The following is a 16,913-nucleotide window of genomic DNA, read 5'->3' on the forward strand; positions in this document are numbered from 1 at the left end:
TTTATTAATGAGGTTAGGAGAAAATATATGCAGCAATTGCAAAACACGGCCGTAACATATGAATGGAAGGATATTCTTAAAAGAGGATTACTGGGTATAAGTATACCAATTATAAGTTTGACATATCCACTTCTCAATCAAAATAGAGGGAATACTAACTCTGTTTTGACATTCGTGGATGAATTTATTCCTTTTAATAGAGTATTTATATTGCCTTATATATCTTGGTATATATTCATAGCAATTTTTGCAGTTGTTTTATGTATATTAGATAAAAAAAGATATTTTAAATTACTCATAACTCTAAATATAGGCATGATTACATGTTATATAATATATTTTTTCTATCCAACATACGTTCCAAGGCCAATGATAACAGAAACTGATTTCTTAAGTAATTTGGTTTTAACTTTATATGCAGCGGACAACCCTTATAACTGTTTTCCAAGTATCCATGTGTTAAATTCTGCGCTAATAGCTTTATATGTATGTGGGTCACAAAAGGTTGCTAAATGGATTAAAATAGCCTGCATTATTATGTCTGTTTCAATAATTTTATCTACTATGTTTATAAAACAACATTATTTTGCAGATGTGCTTTCAGGAGTAATATTTGCTTGTGGATTATATTTTTCTTTTAATAGTCTAAAGTTTAATTTTAGCGAAGACAAAAGTACAACATACATTGAATAATTGTTTGCCATAAAAAGACCCCATGATTTTATTCATGGGGTCTTATACATTACTTAAATCAAAATTAGGTACGTAAGACTTAGAGGCAGTTCCATTTTCTTGGATAAAACACTTAGTGATGCCTATCTTTAAAGCATAGTTTATTAGAGCCTCATAATGATTAGGGTTTATTACCTTGTTTATTTCGGGATATTTAAATGCTTCATGCATAGGAGTATATTGGTTCATTAAACTGATATATACGGAGTCATTAAAAGCAGAATGCACAAAATCTAATATTTTTTTAGAGTCGAACAATAAGCCGGGTAGCATTAGGTGCCTAATTATTACTCCCTTTTGTAGTATTCCATCGTTATCAAATTTAGGAGTACCTACCTGTGAAACCATTTCGGTAATTGCAGCTCGGGCATAGGCGAAATAATTAGGAGCCCTTGAGTATTTAATTGCATATTTATCATTATAATATTTTAAGTCTGGTAAATATACATCAATAAAACCTTTTAAAATTTTAATGGTTTCTATGCTCTCATATCCGTTTGAGTTGTAGAGAATAGGAATATTAAGGCCACAATTTTTAGCGAGTTTTAAAGCCTCTATTATCTGTGGAACGTAATGTGAAGGAGTAACTAAATTTATATTTAGAGCACCTCTTGATTGTTGCTTTAAAAAAATTTCGCTAAGCCTGGATATGGATATTATTTTCCCATAACCATCATGGCTTATTTTATAATTTTGACAAAATACACATCTCAAATTACAATTAGAAAAAAACACAGTTCCAGATCCAACTTCACCTGAAATGCAGGGTTCCTCCCAGTGGTGCAAGGAGGCTTTAGCTATTTTAACATCATCAGATGCATTACAAAAGCCCAGCTTACTACCAGTTCTATTAACGAAACATTTCCTAGGGCATAAATCACATTTTTCTAGTAATTTCAAAACACATGAATTGTTAAAGTCGACTGTATTCATAAGTAATTTTTATCTCCCTTAGGTGTTAAGTCATGAAACTTATAACATATAAAAAGTGTACAACCCAATATGTATAATGTCAATTCAGCTTTTTACTAGTTTTCTTATAAAATATTATACATTGAATTAAAAAGATAAGACTTATAACTCCAAAACCAGGGTAAAGGAATTTAATCAAATTTCTAAAACCGACTTGAGAAATAGGTAATGCCACAATAATTATAAGTACCACAGCTTTTTTATAAGGAATATTGAATTTTTTCTCTAGGGTTTTTCCTACACTGTATATATCAGAGACTTCTGTTGAAAACATTTCACAAAAAATAACGCAAAGTAGAAGAACTTGAAGTAGTGTTCCGAAACGGTGTGTTATATACATAAGAGGAATCTCGTACTTAAATATTTGTGGAATGTTTAGTAAAAGCATTACATTTACTAAGTAGCATAATATAGTTAGGACTACCGCTCCTAGTATAACTCCAGGAATAAGAATGCGTTTGCGTTGTATTTCTTGACTTACTGGGACTAATACGCCGCTACAGCATAACATGTTATAACTAGCATAGAGTAGTGCTGATAAAAACCATTGAGCAGGAATAATATTAATTTTATAGGATGGAATTTGTTTTATATACGAAGCACTCAACATATCTTTATAAAATATTAAATATAAAACAAAAATAGTTATAATAATTGTAGTAAGACATGGAACTATAAAGGAATTTATAGTTATTAGACCTTTAGTACCCTTAAGTAACGTGTACAAAGATATTACAGACATAAGTAAAATCCCTACCCATTTCGAAACACCAAAATATTGATGAAGAAGTGCACCACTTCCAGCTAAAATTATGGCAGCCCCACTAACTAAGAAAAAACTTGTAAAAATGTCTGTAATTACACCAAAAAAACCTGGGCTTACAAGATGTATGAGCTCAGTATAGGAATTTAATTTATGCTTTAGGCTAATAGAAATTATAATAGAACTTATTACAACGTAAATCAAACCACATATTAAAATCCCAAAGAAACTAACATATCCATACGTACTAAAAAACTGAGTTATCTCCTGACCGGAAGCTAGTCCAGCACCTACTATAGTACCTATAAATACAGCTGCAACTTGAAATATTGGGCCAATTATTTTTTTCAAAATATCTCCTCCATAAAATTATTGAATTAAGGGCATATTAAATTAGATGCATGTACTTATAAATATATGTGTCTTGTTTACAAATAATAATAAATAAAAAATTTAATAAAAATAAAATAAATATAAATTAAATACTTATTTAGAGGGAAACTATAATTAGAATAATTAGGTTTGTGGTTTTTGGTTAAATTTTATTAGTTTAAGTGTTTTTATAATTATAATTTCCGTAGTTTAATTAAAATTGAAATAAAGGGAGTGAAGAGGTTGAAAAAATATTTAAGTTACTTATTTATACTCATATGTGTTTTGTCTTTTATAGGATGCTCAAACCAAGAGGAAGAAAACACTTCAAAAGTTAATGCTTTTGAAATTCAAACTGCAACTAATGTAGTTGATAATTATATGGGATTTATAATGAGAGGTGATTACGAAAACGGAAAAAAGCTATATTGTAAGGAGTTATTGGAAAAATCATCTGATATGCCTATAAGTGACATGGACATAAAGGGTTATAAAGTTACAGAAAGTATTGAAGTTGGTAGAAGTGGGATATTTAAAGTTAGGGTTACAAGAACATCCATGGTAAAAGCATTGTCATGCTTAGATGAATATTCTATTAAAATTATTAAAGATGGGGCTGATTACAAAATAAGCGATATTGCGAATGAACCACAAAAGGAAGCCTTTGTAGAAAGTACAGGGATTAGGTTTCGGGATAAAAAAAATGTTAAAACAAATTTAATTATAGATAAGGCTGGAATACCTAAATATGTATATTCGAAAGATGATGCGGCACGTCTTTATAAAACATTGGTGCCGCTAAAAGAGTTTAAATCTGTAAATTTTAGTTATGAAGGGGATAAACTGGCGGTTAGCACTTATGACAAAAATTCATTTGTAGGAGTTATTTATATTGATGAATCTCTAGCAGTTCAGGCAGGAGCTCAAGGTGGCTCGAGCTCAGCAGGTCAATCGTCGCAAGGTGGAGGATCTGGCGAAATGGCTAAGGAAAAACCAATTGGAAAGGAGTTAATTCCAATTGATTTATTGATGGACTGTAAAGTGGAATTTATGACTTTTTCATTAGATGAAAAGTTTTTGATTGTGCAATATAATAAAGAAAAAGTAGGAAGATATATTAGGGTTTATCAAGTAGACAATGGAGATATAATACCAGTTAATTTTGAAAAAGATTATCCCAGCGAAAAGGTTGAAATACTATTTACTGATTTTGGTGAGGATAGTATGACTTATGAAGTAATTCCTAAATCAAATGCTAGTGGACCAGAAACAGATATTATTGGTAAATGGAAATTAGATTTAAAAGATTTTACTGTAGTTAAATTATAAATAATGTCTATTTACGCGTAATAAGGTATAATTAGTATAGGGATTAAAGGAGCGAATAAAAACTAGTCTTATGACTAGTTTTTTTTAATAAAGAAAGGAAGAGATTGGCGTTGAAAACATGGAATGACAAAAGATATCACAATTTAAATTATTTTCTAAGAGAGAAATTTGGGGAGAAAGTGTTTAAAATTGCTTTAGACGCTGGGTTTTCATGTCCTAATAGAGATGGAACTATAAGTTACGGAGGATGTTTGTTTTGTAGCGCTCGAGGCTCAGGAGATTTTGCTGGTAGTAGAATGTTTTCTATAACAAAACAATTTGAAGATATAAAAATAATGATGAGCAAAAAATGGAAATCAAAAAAATATATTGCTTATTTTCAGGCTTATACAAATACATATGCCAGTATAGAGGTACTAAGAGAAAAATATGAGGAGGCAGTATCACAAGAGGGTACAGTTGCACTTGCTATAGCGACAAGACCAGATTGTTTAAGCACGGAGATATTAGACCTCATAGAGGAATATTCACGCAGAGTCTATACATGGGTAGAACTAGGGCTTCAAACTCAAAGCGATGAAAGTGCAAAAATAATTAATAGAGGATATAAATTAATAGCGTTTGAAGAATCTCTAGGTGAGCTTAACAAAAGAAATATTGATGTTGTTGTACATACAATCTTTGGACTTCCGGGAGAAAAGAAAGAGGATATGTTAAAAACAATAGATTATGTTGCACACAAGGATATAAAGGGAATAAAAATGCATCTGCTTCACCTTATGGAGGATACTCCAATGGTAGAGCTTTATAAACAAAAAAAACTTGAGTTTTTAAGCCAAGATGAGTACATAGATATAATTTGCGCAGCGATTACTATGCTTCCGCCTAATATGGTTATTCATAGATTAACAGGAGATGCACCAAGAGAGCTTTTAATAGGGCCTATGTGGAGCCTTAAAAAGTGGGAAGTCTTGAATGGTATAGATAATAGACTTGTGGAATTAGATTTATATCAAGGAAGTGAATTTAAAGTTTAGATTATAATAAAATGTATTTGTATCTTTCTACAAATTAACTTTAATACTTTTGGGGGTTTTGGGAATAGATAAATATTATCTAAAGGATTACAATATACGTATAGTTAAAAGTAAATAAAATAGATTTGTAGGGGGAATATATTATGTCAAGTTTATCATTAAGGCACATATATAAAGTTTATGATGGGAATGTAACAGCGGTTAAGGATTTTAATCTTGAAATAGAAGATAAAGAATTTATAGTTTTCGTAGGACCATCAGGATGTGGTAAATCAACAACTTTAAGAATGATAGCAGGTCTTGAAGAGATTACACAAGGTGAAGTATATATTGGAGATAAAGTTGTAAATGATGTTGCGCCTAAGGATAGAGATATTGCAATGGTATTCCAGAATTATGCATTATATCCTCATATGACTGTATATGATAATATGGCTTTTGGATTAAAGTTAAGAAAAATGCCAAAAGATCAAATAAAACAAAAAGTTACTGATGTTGCTAAAGTACTAGATATAGAACATTTACTTGATAGAAAACCAAAGGCATTATCCGGTGGACAAAGACAAAGGGTTGCACTTGGAAGAGCAATAGTTAGAAATCCAAAGGTATTCTTAATGGATGAACCTTTATCTAATTTGGATGCTAAACTTAGAGTTCAAATGAGAACAGAAATATCAAAACTTCATCACAAACTTCAAACAACTTTTATATATGTAACTCATGATCAAACAGAAGCTATGACTATGGGAACAAGAATTGTTGTAATGAAAGATGGACTTGCACAACAAGTAGATACACCTAACAACATATATGAGCACCCAGTTAATATGTTTGTTGCTGGATTTATAGGAAGTCCTCAAATGAACTTTATGGATGCTAAGGTTTTAGAAGAAAAAGGTGAAGTTGTACTTTCTTTTGATGGTGAGACTATAATATTACCTAAGGATAAAGCTCAAATTCTAAAAGATGGATCGTATATAGGCAAAGATGTTGTAATGGGCATAAGACCAGAAGATATTGATGATGGTGTTGACTTTATTGAGGAACATAAAGATGCAACTATAAATGCTATAGTTGAGGTTATGGAGCACATGGGAGCAGAAACTAACATATATATGTCAAAAGGAACTACAAGCGTTGTAGCTAGAGTTAATGGATCATCTAAAGCTGTAGTTGGAGATACAATTAAAATCGCTTTAAATTCAAGCAAAATTCATGTATTCGATAAAGAAACTGAAGTTACAGTAATATAGGAGGAACCGGAGTATGTACAATTTCACTGAATTTCTAAAGGAGCTAAGTCACTCTTCAAATATACCATTTAATGCATCGACAGAAGAGGGTACAACATTATATATTAGTGATTTAGACATTAAAAGTTCGCATATAACTAACTTTACTATTATGCTTGGGAGTGTTAAAGGTATAATCAGTTTAGAAAAGCAGTATGAAAATTGTACATCTTTGCTTAAATATACTATTGAGAATAATTACACCCAGAATTTTTTAACTAAAGAGCAATCAGTTATTGATATTTTGGATAATAGAGAAATTTCTATTGACAATATCAATGTTAATTTGCCTTTTCTTAAAAATGGGTGTTATATACTTTTGATAAGCGTAGATGGAAGCATATATGAATCTTTGAGCGTCGTAAAACAAATATATGATAATGAGCCAGTTGTAAGTTTAATATACAATGATAACATTATTGTAATTGGTGACTTTACTGAAACAGAAGAACATGCACAGAGTATAAAAGAATCTATATCTTCGGACTTATATTGTAAATGTTATGTAAGTTATGGAGAGAGAGCTTTTGATACTAATGGACTTAAGAAAGCTTATACTGCGGCTAAACAAGGCATGGAACTTGGGAAAAAGTTTGATATAAAGGACCATATATTCAGCTATAATAAAATGCTATTTGAGAAAATTGTATTTAATGTAGAAAGTAAAATTAAGCAAGAACTGTTGTGTATGTTAAAAGATAAATTTGATGCTTTCGATAGTGAAATGATAGTAACTATTGAGCAATTTGTAAATTGTGGTCTTAATATCAGTGATGCTGCTAGGAAACTGTATGTTCACAGAAATACTTTGATTTATAGATTAGATAAGATTAAAAAAGAAACAAATTTTGATATAAGAGACTTTAAAGATGCATCTGTGTTTCTTATAGCTTTTCTAATATGGAAGGAAAATAAGGTTGAATAACTTTTTCCCTCGAGATGCTGTATCGAAAAGTATATATTGCTGGAAATGCATTCTGCGCAATATATACTTTTGATAGCATCCTCGAGGCAAAAAGAGGTTACTACAGAGGGTATTACCTATGGTAATGCAAAAGAAAGACTTCAGATGGAGAGACTTATTCTCCAGCTGGGGTCTTTTCTTTGTTGGGGAATGGAGATTGGTTTAATTTATACCTTCACTTTTAGGTCATTGTCTATTTCGTTACATGACTTAAAATTAACAATTATTTGAATGATTACAAAAATAAAAGGTAATTGTAATTTTATGTTGAATATATAAGTTATACAATTAATTGGTAATAAGTAGTAGATTTAAAAATATTGTTTTATGCTAAACAAATAAAAATAAACAAGGGAGTGAATAAATGTTATGTGCTCATATTAATACAAAAACTTTAAAGCAACAAAGTGTTATGGAACACTTACATAATGTTTCTAGAATGTCTATGGAGTATGGCGATAAAATTTCTCTTGCTGCTACAGGGGAATTAATTGGTATTCTTCATGATATGGGAAAAGGCACAAAAAAATTTGATGCATATATACATTATAGTTCAGAGCACCCTAATGACAGATCTCTTAGGGGGACAATAAACCATTCTACAGCGGGTGCAAGGTTTATATATGATAATTTTTATAATGTAACTGATCCATATCAAAAGTTTACAGCACAGCTCATTTCACTGGCTATTTGTTCTCATCATGGTGGACTTATAGATTGTATAGATTTGAAAGGTATTGATATATTTACAAACAAGATGGAAACGGATAAAGATATTTTGTATGATGAGGCGCTATCTAATTTTAAAGCTGAATATTTAAAAATGAATTATATTGAGGAGTTATTCAATAAATCAAAGGATGAGATAAAAGCTATTTTTATAAAAATTAATGGGATAGATGGTTCTGCTAAATTTGGACAGTTTGCAGCTGGAATGTTGGAAAAGTACCTTTTTAGTTGTGTTATTGATGCGGATAGATATGATACATATAATTTTATGGAAGGTAAGGATGAGAAGCAAAGTCTTGATAAATCAGTTTTATGGAAGGAACTTGCAGATAAATTAGAAAGTAAACTGGAAAGTTATCCTAAATTAACTAAAATAGATTTATTGAGAGAAGAAGTTTCCATAACATGTAAAAGTTTTGCTGAAAATAACCCAGGAATATATCAACTTGCAGTTCCAACAGGAGGAGGAAAAACACTTTCCAGTTTGAGATATGCGCTAGCGCATGCAAAGAAATTTGAAAAAGATAGAATTTTTTATATCATTCCTTTTACCACAATCATTGATCAAAATGCTAAGGATATTAAAGATATTTTGTGCCGTGATGATGTAATTCTAGAACATCATTCTAATCTTGTTGTTGATAACCAGCAGGAAGATTATAAACTTTTAACAGAACGATGGGATAGTCCTATTGTTCTAACTACAATGGTACAGTTCCTTGATACTTTATTTAGTGGAGGAACGCAAGGCGTTCGGCGAATGCATAACCTTGCAAATTCAATTATTATATTTGATGAAATTCAGGCAATTCCTATTAAGTGCATTAATATGTTTAATAGTGCAATTAATTTTTTATCAAATATCTGCAATGCCACAATTATACTTTGCACAGCTACACAACCACTTTTATCAACTACAAAAATGCCCTTAATGCTGAGTGAAAATGCTAATATAATTACGGATATACATGAGAAATTTAAACAATTTAAACGTGTGAATTTAGTTGATAAAAGGATTGTTGAAGGGTACAGTGTATCTTCGCTAAAGGATTTTATTATGGAAATTATAGAAAAGTTAGATAGTGTATCAGAAACTTCAGACAAGCTACCTAGTGTGTTAGCAATTTTTAATACTAAGAACGTTGCAAAGAAAATATTTAATGAACTAAAAAAAGCAAATTCTGATTTGCCGCAAGAAAAACAGTATTTGATTTTTCACTTAAGTACTAATATGTGTCCTTCTCATAGAATGAAAATACTAGAAGATATGAGAGGAAAATTAGGGCATCAGAGGGTGATTTGTATAAGTACACAGTTAATAGAAGCTGGCGTTAATATCTCTTTTGGGTGTGTGGTAAGATCGCTTGCTGGCCTTGATAGCATTGCTCAAGCGGCAGGAAGATGCAATAGACATGGAGAAAGGTCTTGTAGTGATGTTTATATAGTTAATGCTGAGGAAGAAAATGTTAGCAAATTAGTGGATATCAAGGAAGGACAAGAATGTACAAAGAGAGTACTTGATGAATTTAAAGAAAATCCAAATATATTTGATAATGATTTACTTTCACCAAAAACTATGGAAATGTATTATAAATACTATTACCATAATAGAAGTGCAGAGATGGACTATACACTATCTAAGCTAGCTAACGGTAAATCGATGTATGATTTATTATCAGCAAATGATGAGGCTAGTATGGCATTTAATAGCAGAAATGATTATAAATCAAAATTAATGCTAAAACAAGGATTTAAAACTGCAGGAAATAATTTTCAGGTAATTGACCAGAATACAACGGGTGTGATTGTACCATATGGAGATGGCGACGAGCTTATAACTCTTATAAATGGTCAATGTAATTTAATTGAATTAAAGCAGTATTTAAAGAAAGCACAGCAGTTTTCAGTGAATTTATTTGAAACGGATAAAAGAAAACTGGAACAAATGAATGGCTTAGTTGCATTAAAGGATGGTACAGTGCTTGCTCTTAGAAAAGAATTTTATACAGAAGATGCAGGGGTTACTTTTGAAGAGGCACCAATGGAATTTTTAAATAGTTAGGAGTGTGAGAAAATTGGAAAAAGAAAATAGTATTGAATTTAAGGTTAGTGGGAGGTATGCACTTTTCAGCGATCCTATAAATAGGATTGGAGGGGAGAAATTCTCATATCAAGTACCAACATATCAAGCATTGAAAGGGATACTCGAGAGTGTATATTGGAAACCCACACTGATTTGGATAATTGATGAGGTTAGAGTAATGAATCTAATTAAAACTCAATCCCAGGGGATACGACCTGTTAATTTCAGTGGAACCACTGAAGGAAAAGGAAATCCACTAAATACCCTGTCCATTTATACGTATCTAGCAAATGTTGAATATCAAGTAAGGGCTCATTTTGAGTGGAATTATAATCGTCCTAATCTAGCTCAAGATAGAAATGAAAATAAGCACTATTTAATTGCTAAAAGAATGATTAAATGTGGTGGAAGACGGGATGTTTTCCTTGGGACTAGGGAGTGTCAAGCATATGTTGAACCATGTAAATTTGGAGAGTGTGATGGTGCATATGACAACTACGGATCTCTTTCATTTGGACTAATGTTCCATGGATTTGATTACCCTGATGAAAGTGGAGAAAATAAGCTAACAGCTAGACTTTGGGTGCCAGTAATGAATGATGGGTATATTAAATTTCTAAAACCTGATGAATGCACCATAAAACGTGAACTTTCATCAATGAAGCCTAAGGTGTTTGATAAAAATAATTTTAGTGGTCTTAAAGAATTTGAAAAGGAGGGAGAGATTATTGAGTTGGATTCAGAAACTTTATGATACCTATGAGAACAGCATTAGTGAAGTAGGCGTCCCAGGAACAGATGAGAGGCGAATAACACTTCTTCCTATTGCTCATTCAACCCAAAATGCACAGATAGAGATTGTTATTAATGGAAATGGAGAATTTAGAAGAGCGAGGTTGCTTGAAAAAAATGAGGTGGTTACAATTATTCCTGTAACTGAAGATTCAGCTACTAGGGGTAACGGCAATTTTCCACACCCACTTTGTGATAAATTACAATATGTTGCAGGAGATTATACAAATTATGTAGTTAAGAAAAATAGTCAAGACTTCTACAATAAATATATAGAGCAACTTGAGGGTTGGTGTAATTCGTCACACTGTAATAAAAAAGTTAATGCAGTTTTATGTTATTTAAAAAAGATAATGTTTATTTCAGATTTAGTAGGTCAGAAGATATTGGTATGTGATGAGAAGGGTCTTCTTACTAAGGGAGTAAAAATTGGAACAATTGACCAAAGTGACGCTTTTATAAGATTTAAGGTGGAAATCGAAGGTGAAGAAGAACCCGCTGTATGGCTTGATCCAGCAGTATATGAGAGCTATATTAATTACTATTTAAGTCTTCAAGAAGAAGTCGACTTGTGTTACGTAAAAGGACAAGACATTCCTTGTTCAACAAAACATCCTGCAAAGATTAGGCATACAGGTGACAAGTCAAAGCTTATTTCGGCAAATGATGAGGCTGGATTTACCTATCGAGGACGTTTTGCTGACAAAAGCCAAGTTGTGAGTGTTGGATATGAAACAACGCAAAAGGCACACAATGCATTACGGTGGCTTATTTCTAAGCAAGGATATAAAAATGGTGATCAGGTGATCATTGCTTGGGGAACAAAGAATCAGAATATTCCTGACGTTCTTTATGATACACAAGATGCTATTTTCGGCAAAAAAGAACCACCTGTGATTTCAACAGAAAAGGAATTTGCAGGGAGGCTAAGCGCAGCGATTGCAGGATATAGTTGTGATTTAGGTATAAAGGATGAAATTGTAATAATGGGATTAGATGCAGCAACGATAGGACGATTATCTATAACATATTATTGTGAACTTGATGGTTTGGATTTTTTAAATAGGATTGAGCATTGGCATGGGACTTGTATCTGGAAACATGCGTATAAAAAAATTCCTGATGGGGTTGATGAAAAGGGGAAATTAAAATTTAAACACATTACTTTTATAGGAGCCCCTTCCCCTAAAGATATAACCTTAGCGGCTTATGGCGAAAAAGTGAATGACAAACTAAAAAAATCAACTGTAGAGAGGTTGTTGACATGTATTATAGATGGCGCTAGGTTACCTTATAATCTAGTGAATTCAGCAATAAACCGTGTTTCAAATCCGGTATCAATAGAAAAATGGGAATGGGAAAAAGCATTAACAATAACTTGTGCATTAGTGAGAAAATATAGATATGATAAATTTAAGGAGGAATGGTCAATGGCACTGGATGAAAATCAAAAAGATAGAAGTTATATTTTTGGGAGACTTTTAGCTGTAGCACAACAAATCGAGGAATATGCGTTATATACTGCAGGAGAAAAAAGAGATACGAATGCTGAAAGATTAATGCATCAATTTAAAATTCATCCTTATAAAACTTGGGGAATTATTACAGATAAGCTAAAACCATATATGGCAAGGTTAGGGTTAAAGGGTACAAGTTTAACTGAACTAATGACAAAGATAAATTCTATGCTACCTTATGAGAAATTTACAAGTCAAAAGAAACTAGATGATAGTTATATTTTAGGATATTATTGCCAAAGACAAGTTTTTATTGATGAAAAATGTATAAGAATAGAAGAAAATGCAAAAAAGAAATTACAAAATGTAACCGAAGGGGTGAATTAATATGAGTAAATTTATAAATAAAATTGATTTCGCAGTTGTTATTTCTGCAAAGAATGCAAATCCTAATGGAGACCCGTTAAATGGAAATAGGCCTAGAGAAAATTATGATGGTTTTGGTGAAATCTCTGATGTCTGCATAAAAAGAAAAATTAGAAATCGCTTGCAGGATATGGATAAGCAAATATTCGTACAATCAGATGAGCGAAGAACTGATGGGTTTAGAAGTCTTAAAGATAGGGCAGAAGGTTGCGAAGAACTCAAAAGGTCTAACAAGGATAAGGAAAAGTATGCAAAAATAGCTTGTGAAAAATGGATTGATGTGAGAAGCTTTGGACAAGTGTTCGCATTTAAAGCAGGTGCCGATAATTCTGTTTCAATAGGTATAAGAGGGCCCGTTTCAATTCATTGTGCAGTAAGTGTTTCGCCAATTGAAATATCAAGTATGCAAATAACAAAAAGCGTTAATGGTGAGACTCAGAAGGATCCTGATAAGAAAGGTTCAGATACAATGGGAATGAAACATAGGGTTGATTTCGGAGTTTACGTTATTTATGGAAGCATTAATACGCAACTGGCAACAAAGACAGGTTTTAGTGAAGAGGATAGTGACCTTATTAAAAAATCATTAATTACGCTTTTTGAAAATGATTGTTCATCTGCTCGGCCTGACGGTAGTATGGAGGTTTGTAAGGTGTATTGGTGGAAACATAATGCACAGATGGGTCAATATTCTTCTGCAAAGGTACATAGAAGTTTGCAAGTTGTACCAATTGTAGATATACCAAAAAGTATTAATGATTATAATATTTCTAATGAAACATTAGAGGGGTTAACACCAGAAATATATGATGGAATATAAAGAAGATGATTTTTTGTTATTGTCTGGGATCCAGCACTTTGTATTTTGCAAACGACAATGGGCATTAATACACATTGAACAGCAGTGGCAAGAAAACCTTCGCACAATTGAGGGTGAAATTCTTCATGAGAAAACACATGACGAAACAATAAAAGAAAAGCGCGGTGATTTGATTATTTCAAGGGGTATGGCTATTTTTTCTCGAACACTAGGAATAACAGGAGCTTGTGACATAGTTGAGTTGAATAAGTCACCAAATGGGGTAAATATATTTAATAGGGAAGGAACATATAAACCTGTTCCTGTAGAGTATAAACGTGGAAAACCCAAAGAGGATGAATCAGATATTCTGCAATTATGCGCACAGGCAATGTGCCTTGAGGAAATGCTATTATGTAAAATTCCAGAAGCGTTTTTATTTTATTGGGAAACAAAACGTAGGCTTAAGGTTATACTTGATGATGAGTTACGTGAGCGTGTAAAAACTATCGTGAAAGAAATGCATGAATTGTATAACAAGAGGTATACACCTAAAGTCAAACTTTCTAAAAGCTGTAAAGCATGTTCACTTACTGAGGTTTGTATGCCTAAATTATGTAAAAATATCTCCGTTAGTGATTATATTAAAAAAAATCTTTTGGAGGTAGAGGAATGAGAAAATTACTCAATACACTATATGTTACTTCTCCAAATACTTATTTATCGCTTGATGGTGAGAATATTGTAATTTTAAAAGAAAACATAGAAATTTCAAGAATTCCATTGCATAATCTTGAAGGCATTGTTGCCTTTGGTTATACTGGAGCAAGTCCAGCATTGATGGGTGCATGTGCAAAACATAATATTGCATTAAGTTTTATGAAACAAAGTGGTAGATTTCTTGCAAGGGTAGTTGGTGAGGTTAGGGGGAATGTTACTTTAAGAAAGGCTCAATATAGAATTTCGGATAACATAGAGGAGAGTAATAAAATTGCTAGAAATTTTATTTTAGGAAAGATTTATAATGCGCGTTGGGTAATTGAACGTGCAACTCGAGACTATGCAATGCGACTTGATGTTGACAAGTTAAAAGGTGTTTCTAAAACCCTTGTTAATTCACTGAAATTAGTTGAACAGAGTGAGGATCTAGATCAACTTAGAGGCTATGAGGGAGAAGCAGCATCGCAGTATTTCAGCGTATTTGATGATTTGATTTTGCAACAAAAGGATTCTTTTTATTTTAATTGTCGAAATAAACGTCCTCCTCTGGACAATGTTAATGCAATGTTATCATTTGTGTATACACTATTGGCACATGATGTTGCAGCAGCATTGGAAACAGTTGGTCTTGATCCTTATGTGGGATTTTTGCATAGAGATAGACCAGGGAGGGTTTCACTAGCTCTTGATATGATGGAAGAATTAAGGTCGGTTTATGCAGATCGATTTGTTATTTCCTTAATAAATAAAAGAGAAATAAAAGCAACAGGTTTTACTCAAAAGGAAAATGGCGCAGTTATTATGGATGACGATACAAGGAAATCACTATTGAAAGCCTGGCAAAGTAAGAAGCAGGAGATAATTACACATCCGTTTTTACAAGAAAAAATACAATGGGGACTTGTTCCTTATGCGCAGGCAATGCTATTGGCTAGGTTTATTCGTGGTGACTTGGACGGATATCCAACATTTATGTGGAAGTAGGTGATAAAATGTTAGTGTTGATAACCTATGATGTAAATACACAAACACCAATGGGGAGGAGACGACTGCGTCAGGTTGCAAAGCAATGTGTTAATTATGGTCAACGTGTTCAAAATTCAGTATTTGAATGTGTACTAGATGCAGCGAAATGTCGTGAAGTTCAGCATAAACTTGAACAGATTATAAATAAGGATACAGATAGTTTGAGGTTTTATTATTTAGGGAATAATTATAAAAATAAGGTAGAACATATCGGAGCAAAGGATTCATTTGATGTTGAGGGTCCACTTATTATTTAGTGCGAGTCTATAGTGAACATTAAATTGTTGGATCCTTCGCACCATAAATATAAGAGAAATTCTTTGTAAATAGTAAAATATACGATAGGAGTGATGCGTATAAAGAATAAAACTGTGAAAATGAACATAAATCTAATGAATTAAGAAGATTTTTGATCATTTTTGCTGTCGCTCCCTATATGGGGGCGTGGATTGAAATCAAAGTAGATACTAGTCCAACCATCCTGGAAGCTGTCGCTCCCTATATGGGGGCGTGGATTGAAATAATTGTTAATTCACTATCACAGATTTCTCGTTCAAGTCGCTCCCTATATGGGGGCGTGGATTGAAATATCGAATTTAAAACAGTAGGTGAATTTGTTGTAAGTCGCTCCCTATATGGGGGCGTGGATTGAAATCATCTTTTTCTTTATACTCAAAACTCTCTATAGTGTCGCTCCCTATATGGGGGCGTGGATTGAAATTAAAAATGTTTTACCATCCGTTGTTATAAGTCTAGTCGCTCCCTATATGGGGGCGTGGATTGAAATCAACGAATGATATGCAGACATTTATAATCCTTGCGGTCGCTCCCTATATGGGGGCGTGGATTGAAATTTGATCTTGTTGATATCTTGGTAAGTTAAGCATAAGTCGCTCCCTATATGGGGGCGTGGATTGAAATTCTCTGCTCCTTGAAGAATCATTGCTTTATCTAAGTCGCTCCCTATATGGGGGCGTGGATTGAAATAATAACTTTATTAACTTTACCTACGAATCCATTTATGTCGCTCCCTATATGGGGGCGTGGATTGAAATATTAATAATTCACCCTCCTAATTTTTATTACATCAGTCGCTCCCTATATGGGGGCGTGGATTGAAATATCAACTGGGTTGTTTTTTATGAATTCTTCTCTCTGGTCGCTCCCTATATGGGGGCGTGGATTGAAATCATTAACTAAAGTTACATCTTCCGTAGTTATATAGTCGCTCCCTATATGGGGGCGTGGATTGAAATCGCCACTGTGGTCACACCTAAATTTTGTGTCACTAGTCGCTCCCTATATGGGGGCGTGGATTGAAATCTAACTATATTTAATGCATTTGCTAGGGCATCTTGGTCGCTCCCTATATGGGGGCGTGGATTGAAATTGATCTAGAAGTTATTAAGCTACAAAAATA

At 32.6% G+C, this 16,913-nt stretch carries 15 protein-coding genes and 1 CRISPR repeat array; of the genes, 13 read left to right on the top strand and 2 right to left on the bottom strand.

All coding sequences use genetic code 11. The annotated features are described in order from the left end of the window. Positions 1-27: 27 nt before the first annotated feature. On the top strand, positions 28-693 hold the full coding sequence (locus tag ACREVX_RS10715) for a phosphatase PAP2 family protein (protein WP_431544170.1): 666 nt from the start codon (positions 28-30) through the stop codon (positions 691-693). A 42-nt stretch (positions 694-735) separates the two neighbouring features. Here ACREVX_RS10715 and ACREVX_RS10720 read toward each other — a convergent pair whose 3' ends face one another. Both ACREVX_RS10720 and ACREVX_RS10725 read right to left on the bottom strand, forming a co-directional pair. After that, entirely contained in the window at positions 736-1,665 is a 930-nt protein-coding gene (locus ACREVX_RS10720) for a radical SAM protein (protein ID WP_431544171.1), read from the bottom strand. A 79-nt stretch (positions 1,666-1,744) separates the two neighbouring features. Beyond that, positions 1,745-2,821 (bottom strand): YkvI family membrane protein, encoded by a 1,077-nt coding sequence (locus tag ACREVX_RS10725; RefSeq protein ID WP_431544193.1) that lies wholly within the window; start codon positions 2,819-2,821, stop codon positions 1,745-1,747. A 261-nt stretch (positions 2,822-3,082) separates the two neighbouring features. Between ACREVX_RS10725 and ACREVX_RS10730 the strand changes: the two genes are divergently transcribed. The 12 genes from ACREVX_RS10730 (at position 3,083) to cas2 (ending at position 15,750) form a co-directional block, all read left to right on the top strand. Continuing rightward, entirely contained in the window at positions 3,083-4,168 is a 1,086-nt protein-coding gene (locus ACREVX_RS10730) for a hypothetical protein (protein ID WP_431544172.1), read from the top strand. A gap of 104 nt (positions 4,169-4,272) precedes the next feature. Further along, positions 4,273-5,205 (top strand): tRNA modification radical SAM protein MnmL/YtqA, encoded by a 933-nt coding sequence (gene mnmL, locus ACREVX_RS10735; RefSeq protein ID WP_431544173.1) that lies wholly within the window; start codon positions 4,273-4,275, stop codon positions 5,203-5,205. 143 nt (positions 5,206-5,348) lie between these two features. Then, positions 5,349-6,458 carry an ABC transporter ATP-binding protein gene (locus tag ACREVX_RS10740; protein ID WP_431544174.1) on the top strand — a complete coding sequence of 370 codons (1,110 nt, stop codon included), beginning with the start codon at positions 5,349-5,351 and terminating at the stop codon, positions 6,456-6,458. Between the two features lie 13 nt (positions 6,459-6,471). Continuing rightward, positions 6,472-7,422 carry a PucR family transcriptional regulator gene (locus ACREVX_RS10745; RefSeq protein WP_431544175.1) on the top strand — a complete coding sequence of 317 codons (951 nt, stop codon included), beginning with the start codon at positions 6,472-6,474 and terminating at the stop codon, positions 7,420-7,422. A gap of 45 nt (positions 7,423-7,467) precedes the next feature. After that, a complete protein-coding gene (locus tag ACREVX_RS10750; protein ID WP_431544176.1) occupies positions 7,468-7,692 on the top strand; it encodes a hypothetical protein in 225 nt (74 codons plus the stop codon). A gap of 133 nt (positions 7,693-7,825) precedes the next feature. Continuing rightward, entirely contained in the window at positions 7,826-10,252 is a 2,427-nt protein-coding gene (gene cas3, locus ACREVX_RS10755) for a CRISPR-associated helicase Cas3' (RefSeq protein ID WP_431544177.1), read from the top strand. A gap of 13 nt (positions 10,253-10,265) precedes the next feature. Beyond that, positions 10,266-11,027: a type I-C CRISPR-associated protein Cas5c gene (gene cas5c, locus ACREVX_RS10760; protein WP_431544178.1), complete on the top strand. Its 762-nt coding sequence runs from the start codon at positions 10,266-10,268 to the stop codon at positions 11,025-11,027. Further along, on the top strand, positions 11,002-12,909 hold the full coding sequence (gene cas8c, locus ACREVX_RS10765; protein ID WP_431544179.1) for a type I-C CRISPR-associated protein Cas8c/Csd1: 1,908 nt from the start codon (positions 11,002-11,004) through the stop codon (positions 12,907-12,909). The genes cas5c and cas8c overlap by 26 nt, the downstream gene beginning before the upstream one ends. A gap of 1 nt (position 12,910) precedes the next feature. Then, complete coding sequence (gene cas7c / locus ACREVX_RS10770; protein WP_431544180.1) at positions 12,911-13,768, top strand: type I-C CRISPR-associated protein Cas7/Csd2; 858 nt, start codon at positions 12,911-12,913, stop codon at positions 13,766-13,768. Then, positions 13,758-14,423 (top strand): CRISPR-associated protein Cas4, encoded by a 666-nt coding sequence (cas4, locus tag ACREVX_RS10775; RefSeq protein WP_431544194.1) that lies wholly within the window; start codon positions 13,758-13,760, stop codon positions 14,421-14,423. Before cas7c ends, cas4 begins: the two co-directional genes overlap by 11 nt. Then, entirely contained in the window at positions 14,420-15,451 is a 1,032-nt protein-coding gene (gene cas1c, locus ACREVX_RS10780) for a type I-C CRISPR-associated endonuclease Cas1c (RefSeq protein WP_431544181.1), read from the top strand. The genes cas4 and cas1c overlap by 4 nt, the downstream gene beginning before the upstream one ends. An 8-nt stretch (positions 15,452-15,459) precedes the next feature. Further along, complete coding sequence (gene cas2 / locus ACREVX_RS10785; RefSeq protein WP_431544182.1) at positions 15,460-15,750, top strand: CRISPR-associated endonuclease Cas2; 291 nt, start codon at positions 15,460-15,462, stop codon at positions 15,748-15,750. A gap of 167 nt (positions 15,751-15,917) precedes the next feature. After that, positions 15,918-16,883: a CRISPR direct-repeat array (repeat unit 32 nt; unit sequence GTCGCTCCCTATATGGGGGCGTGGATTGAAAT). The last annotated feature ends 30 nt before the right edge of the window (positions 16,884-16,913 follow it).

It is taken from the genome of Clostridium sp. (assembly GCF_050717545.1).
In the GTDB taxonomy this organism is placed as follows: domain Bacteria; phylum Bacillota; class Clostridia; order Clostridiales; family Clostridiaceae; genus Clostridium_AD.

Excerpts from the sequence above, each read along its gene's own strand:
- ACREVX_RS10715 (WP_431544170.1), top strand. The coding sequence starts at position 28 with ATGCAGCAATTGCAAAACACGGCCGTAACATATGAATGGAAGGATATT.
- ACREVX_RS10720 (WP_431544171.1), bottom strand. The coding sequence starts at position 1,665 with ATGAATACAGTCGACTTTAACAATTCATGTGTTTTGAAATTACTAGAA.
- ACREVX_RS10740 (WP_431544174.1), top strand. The coding sequence starts at position 5,349 with ATGTCAAGTTTATCATTAAGGCACATATATAAAGTTTATGATGGGAAT.
- ACREVX_RS10745 (WP_431544175.1), top strand. The coding sequence starts at position 6,472 with ATGTACAATTTCACTGAATTTCTAAAGGAGCTAAGTCACTCTTCAAAT.
- ACREVX_RS10750 (WP_431544176.1), top strand. The coding sequence starts at position 7,468 with ATGCATTCTGCGCAATATATACTTTTGATAGCATCCTCGAGGCAAAAA.
- cas3 (WP_431544177.1), top strand. The coding sequence starts at position 7,826 with ATGTTATGTGCTCATATTAATACAAAAACTTTAAAGCAACAAAGTGTT.
- cas7c (WP_431544180.1), top strand. The coding sequence starts at position 12,911 with ATGAGTAAATTTATAAATAAAATTGATTTCGCAGTTGTTATTTCTGCA.
- cas4 (WP_431544194.1), top strand. The coding sequence starts at position 13,758 with ATGGAATATAAAGAAGATGATTTTTTGTTATTGTCTGGGATCCAGCAC.
- cas1c (WP_431544181.1), top strand. The coding sequence starts at position 14,420 with ATGAGAAAATTACTCAATACACTATATGTTACTTCTCCAAATACTTAT.
- cas2 (WP_431544182.1), top strand. The coding sequence starts at position 15,460 with ATGTTAGTGTTGATAACCTATGATGTAAATACACAAACACCAATGGGG.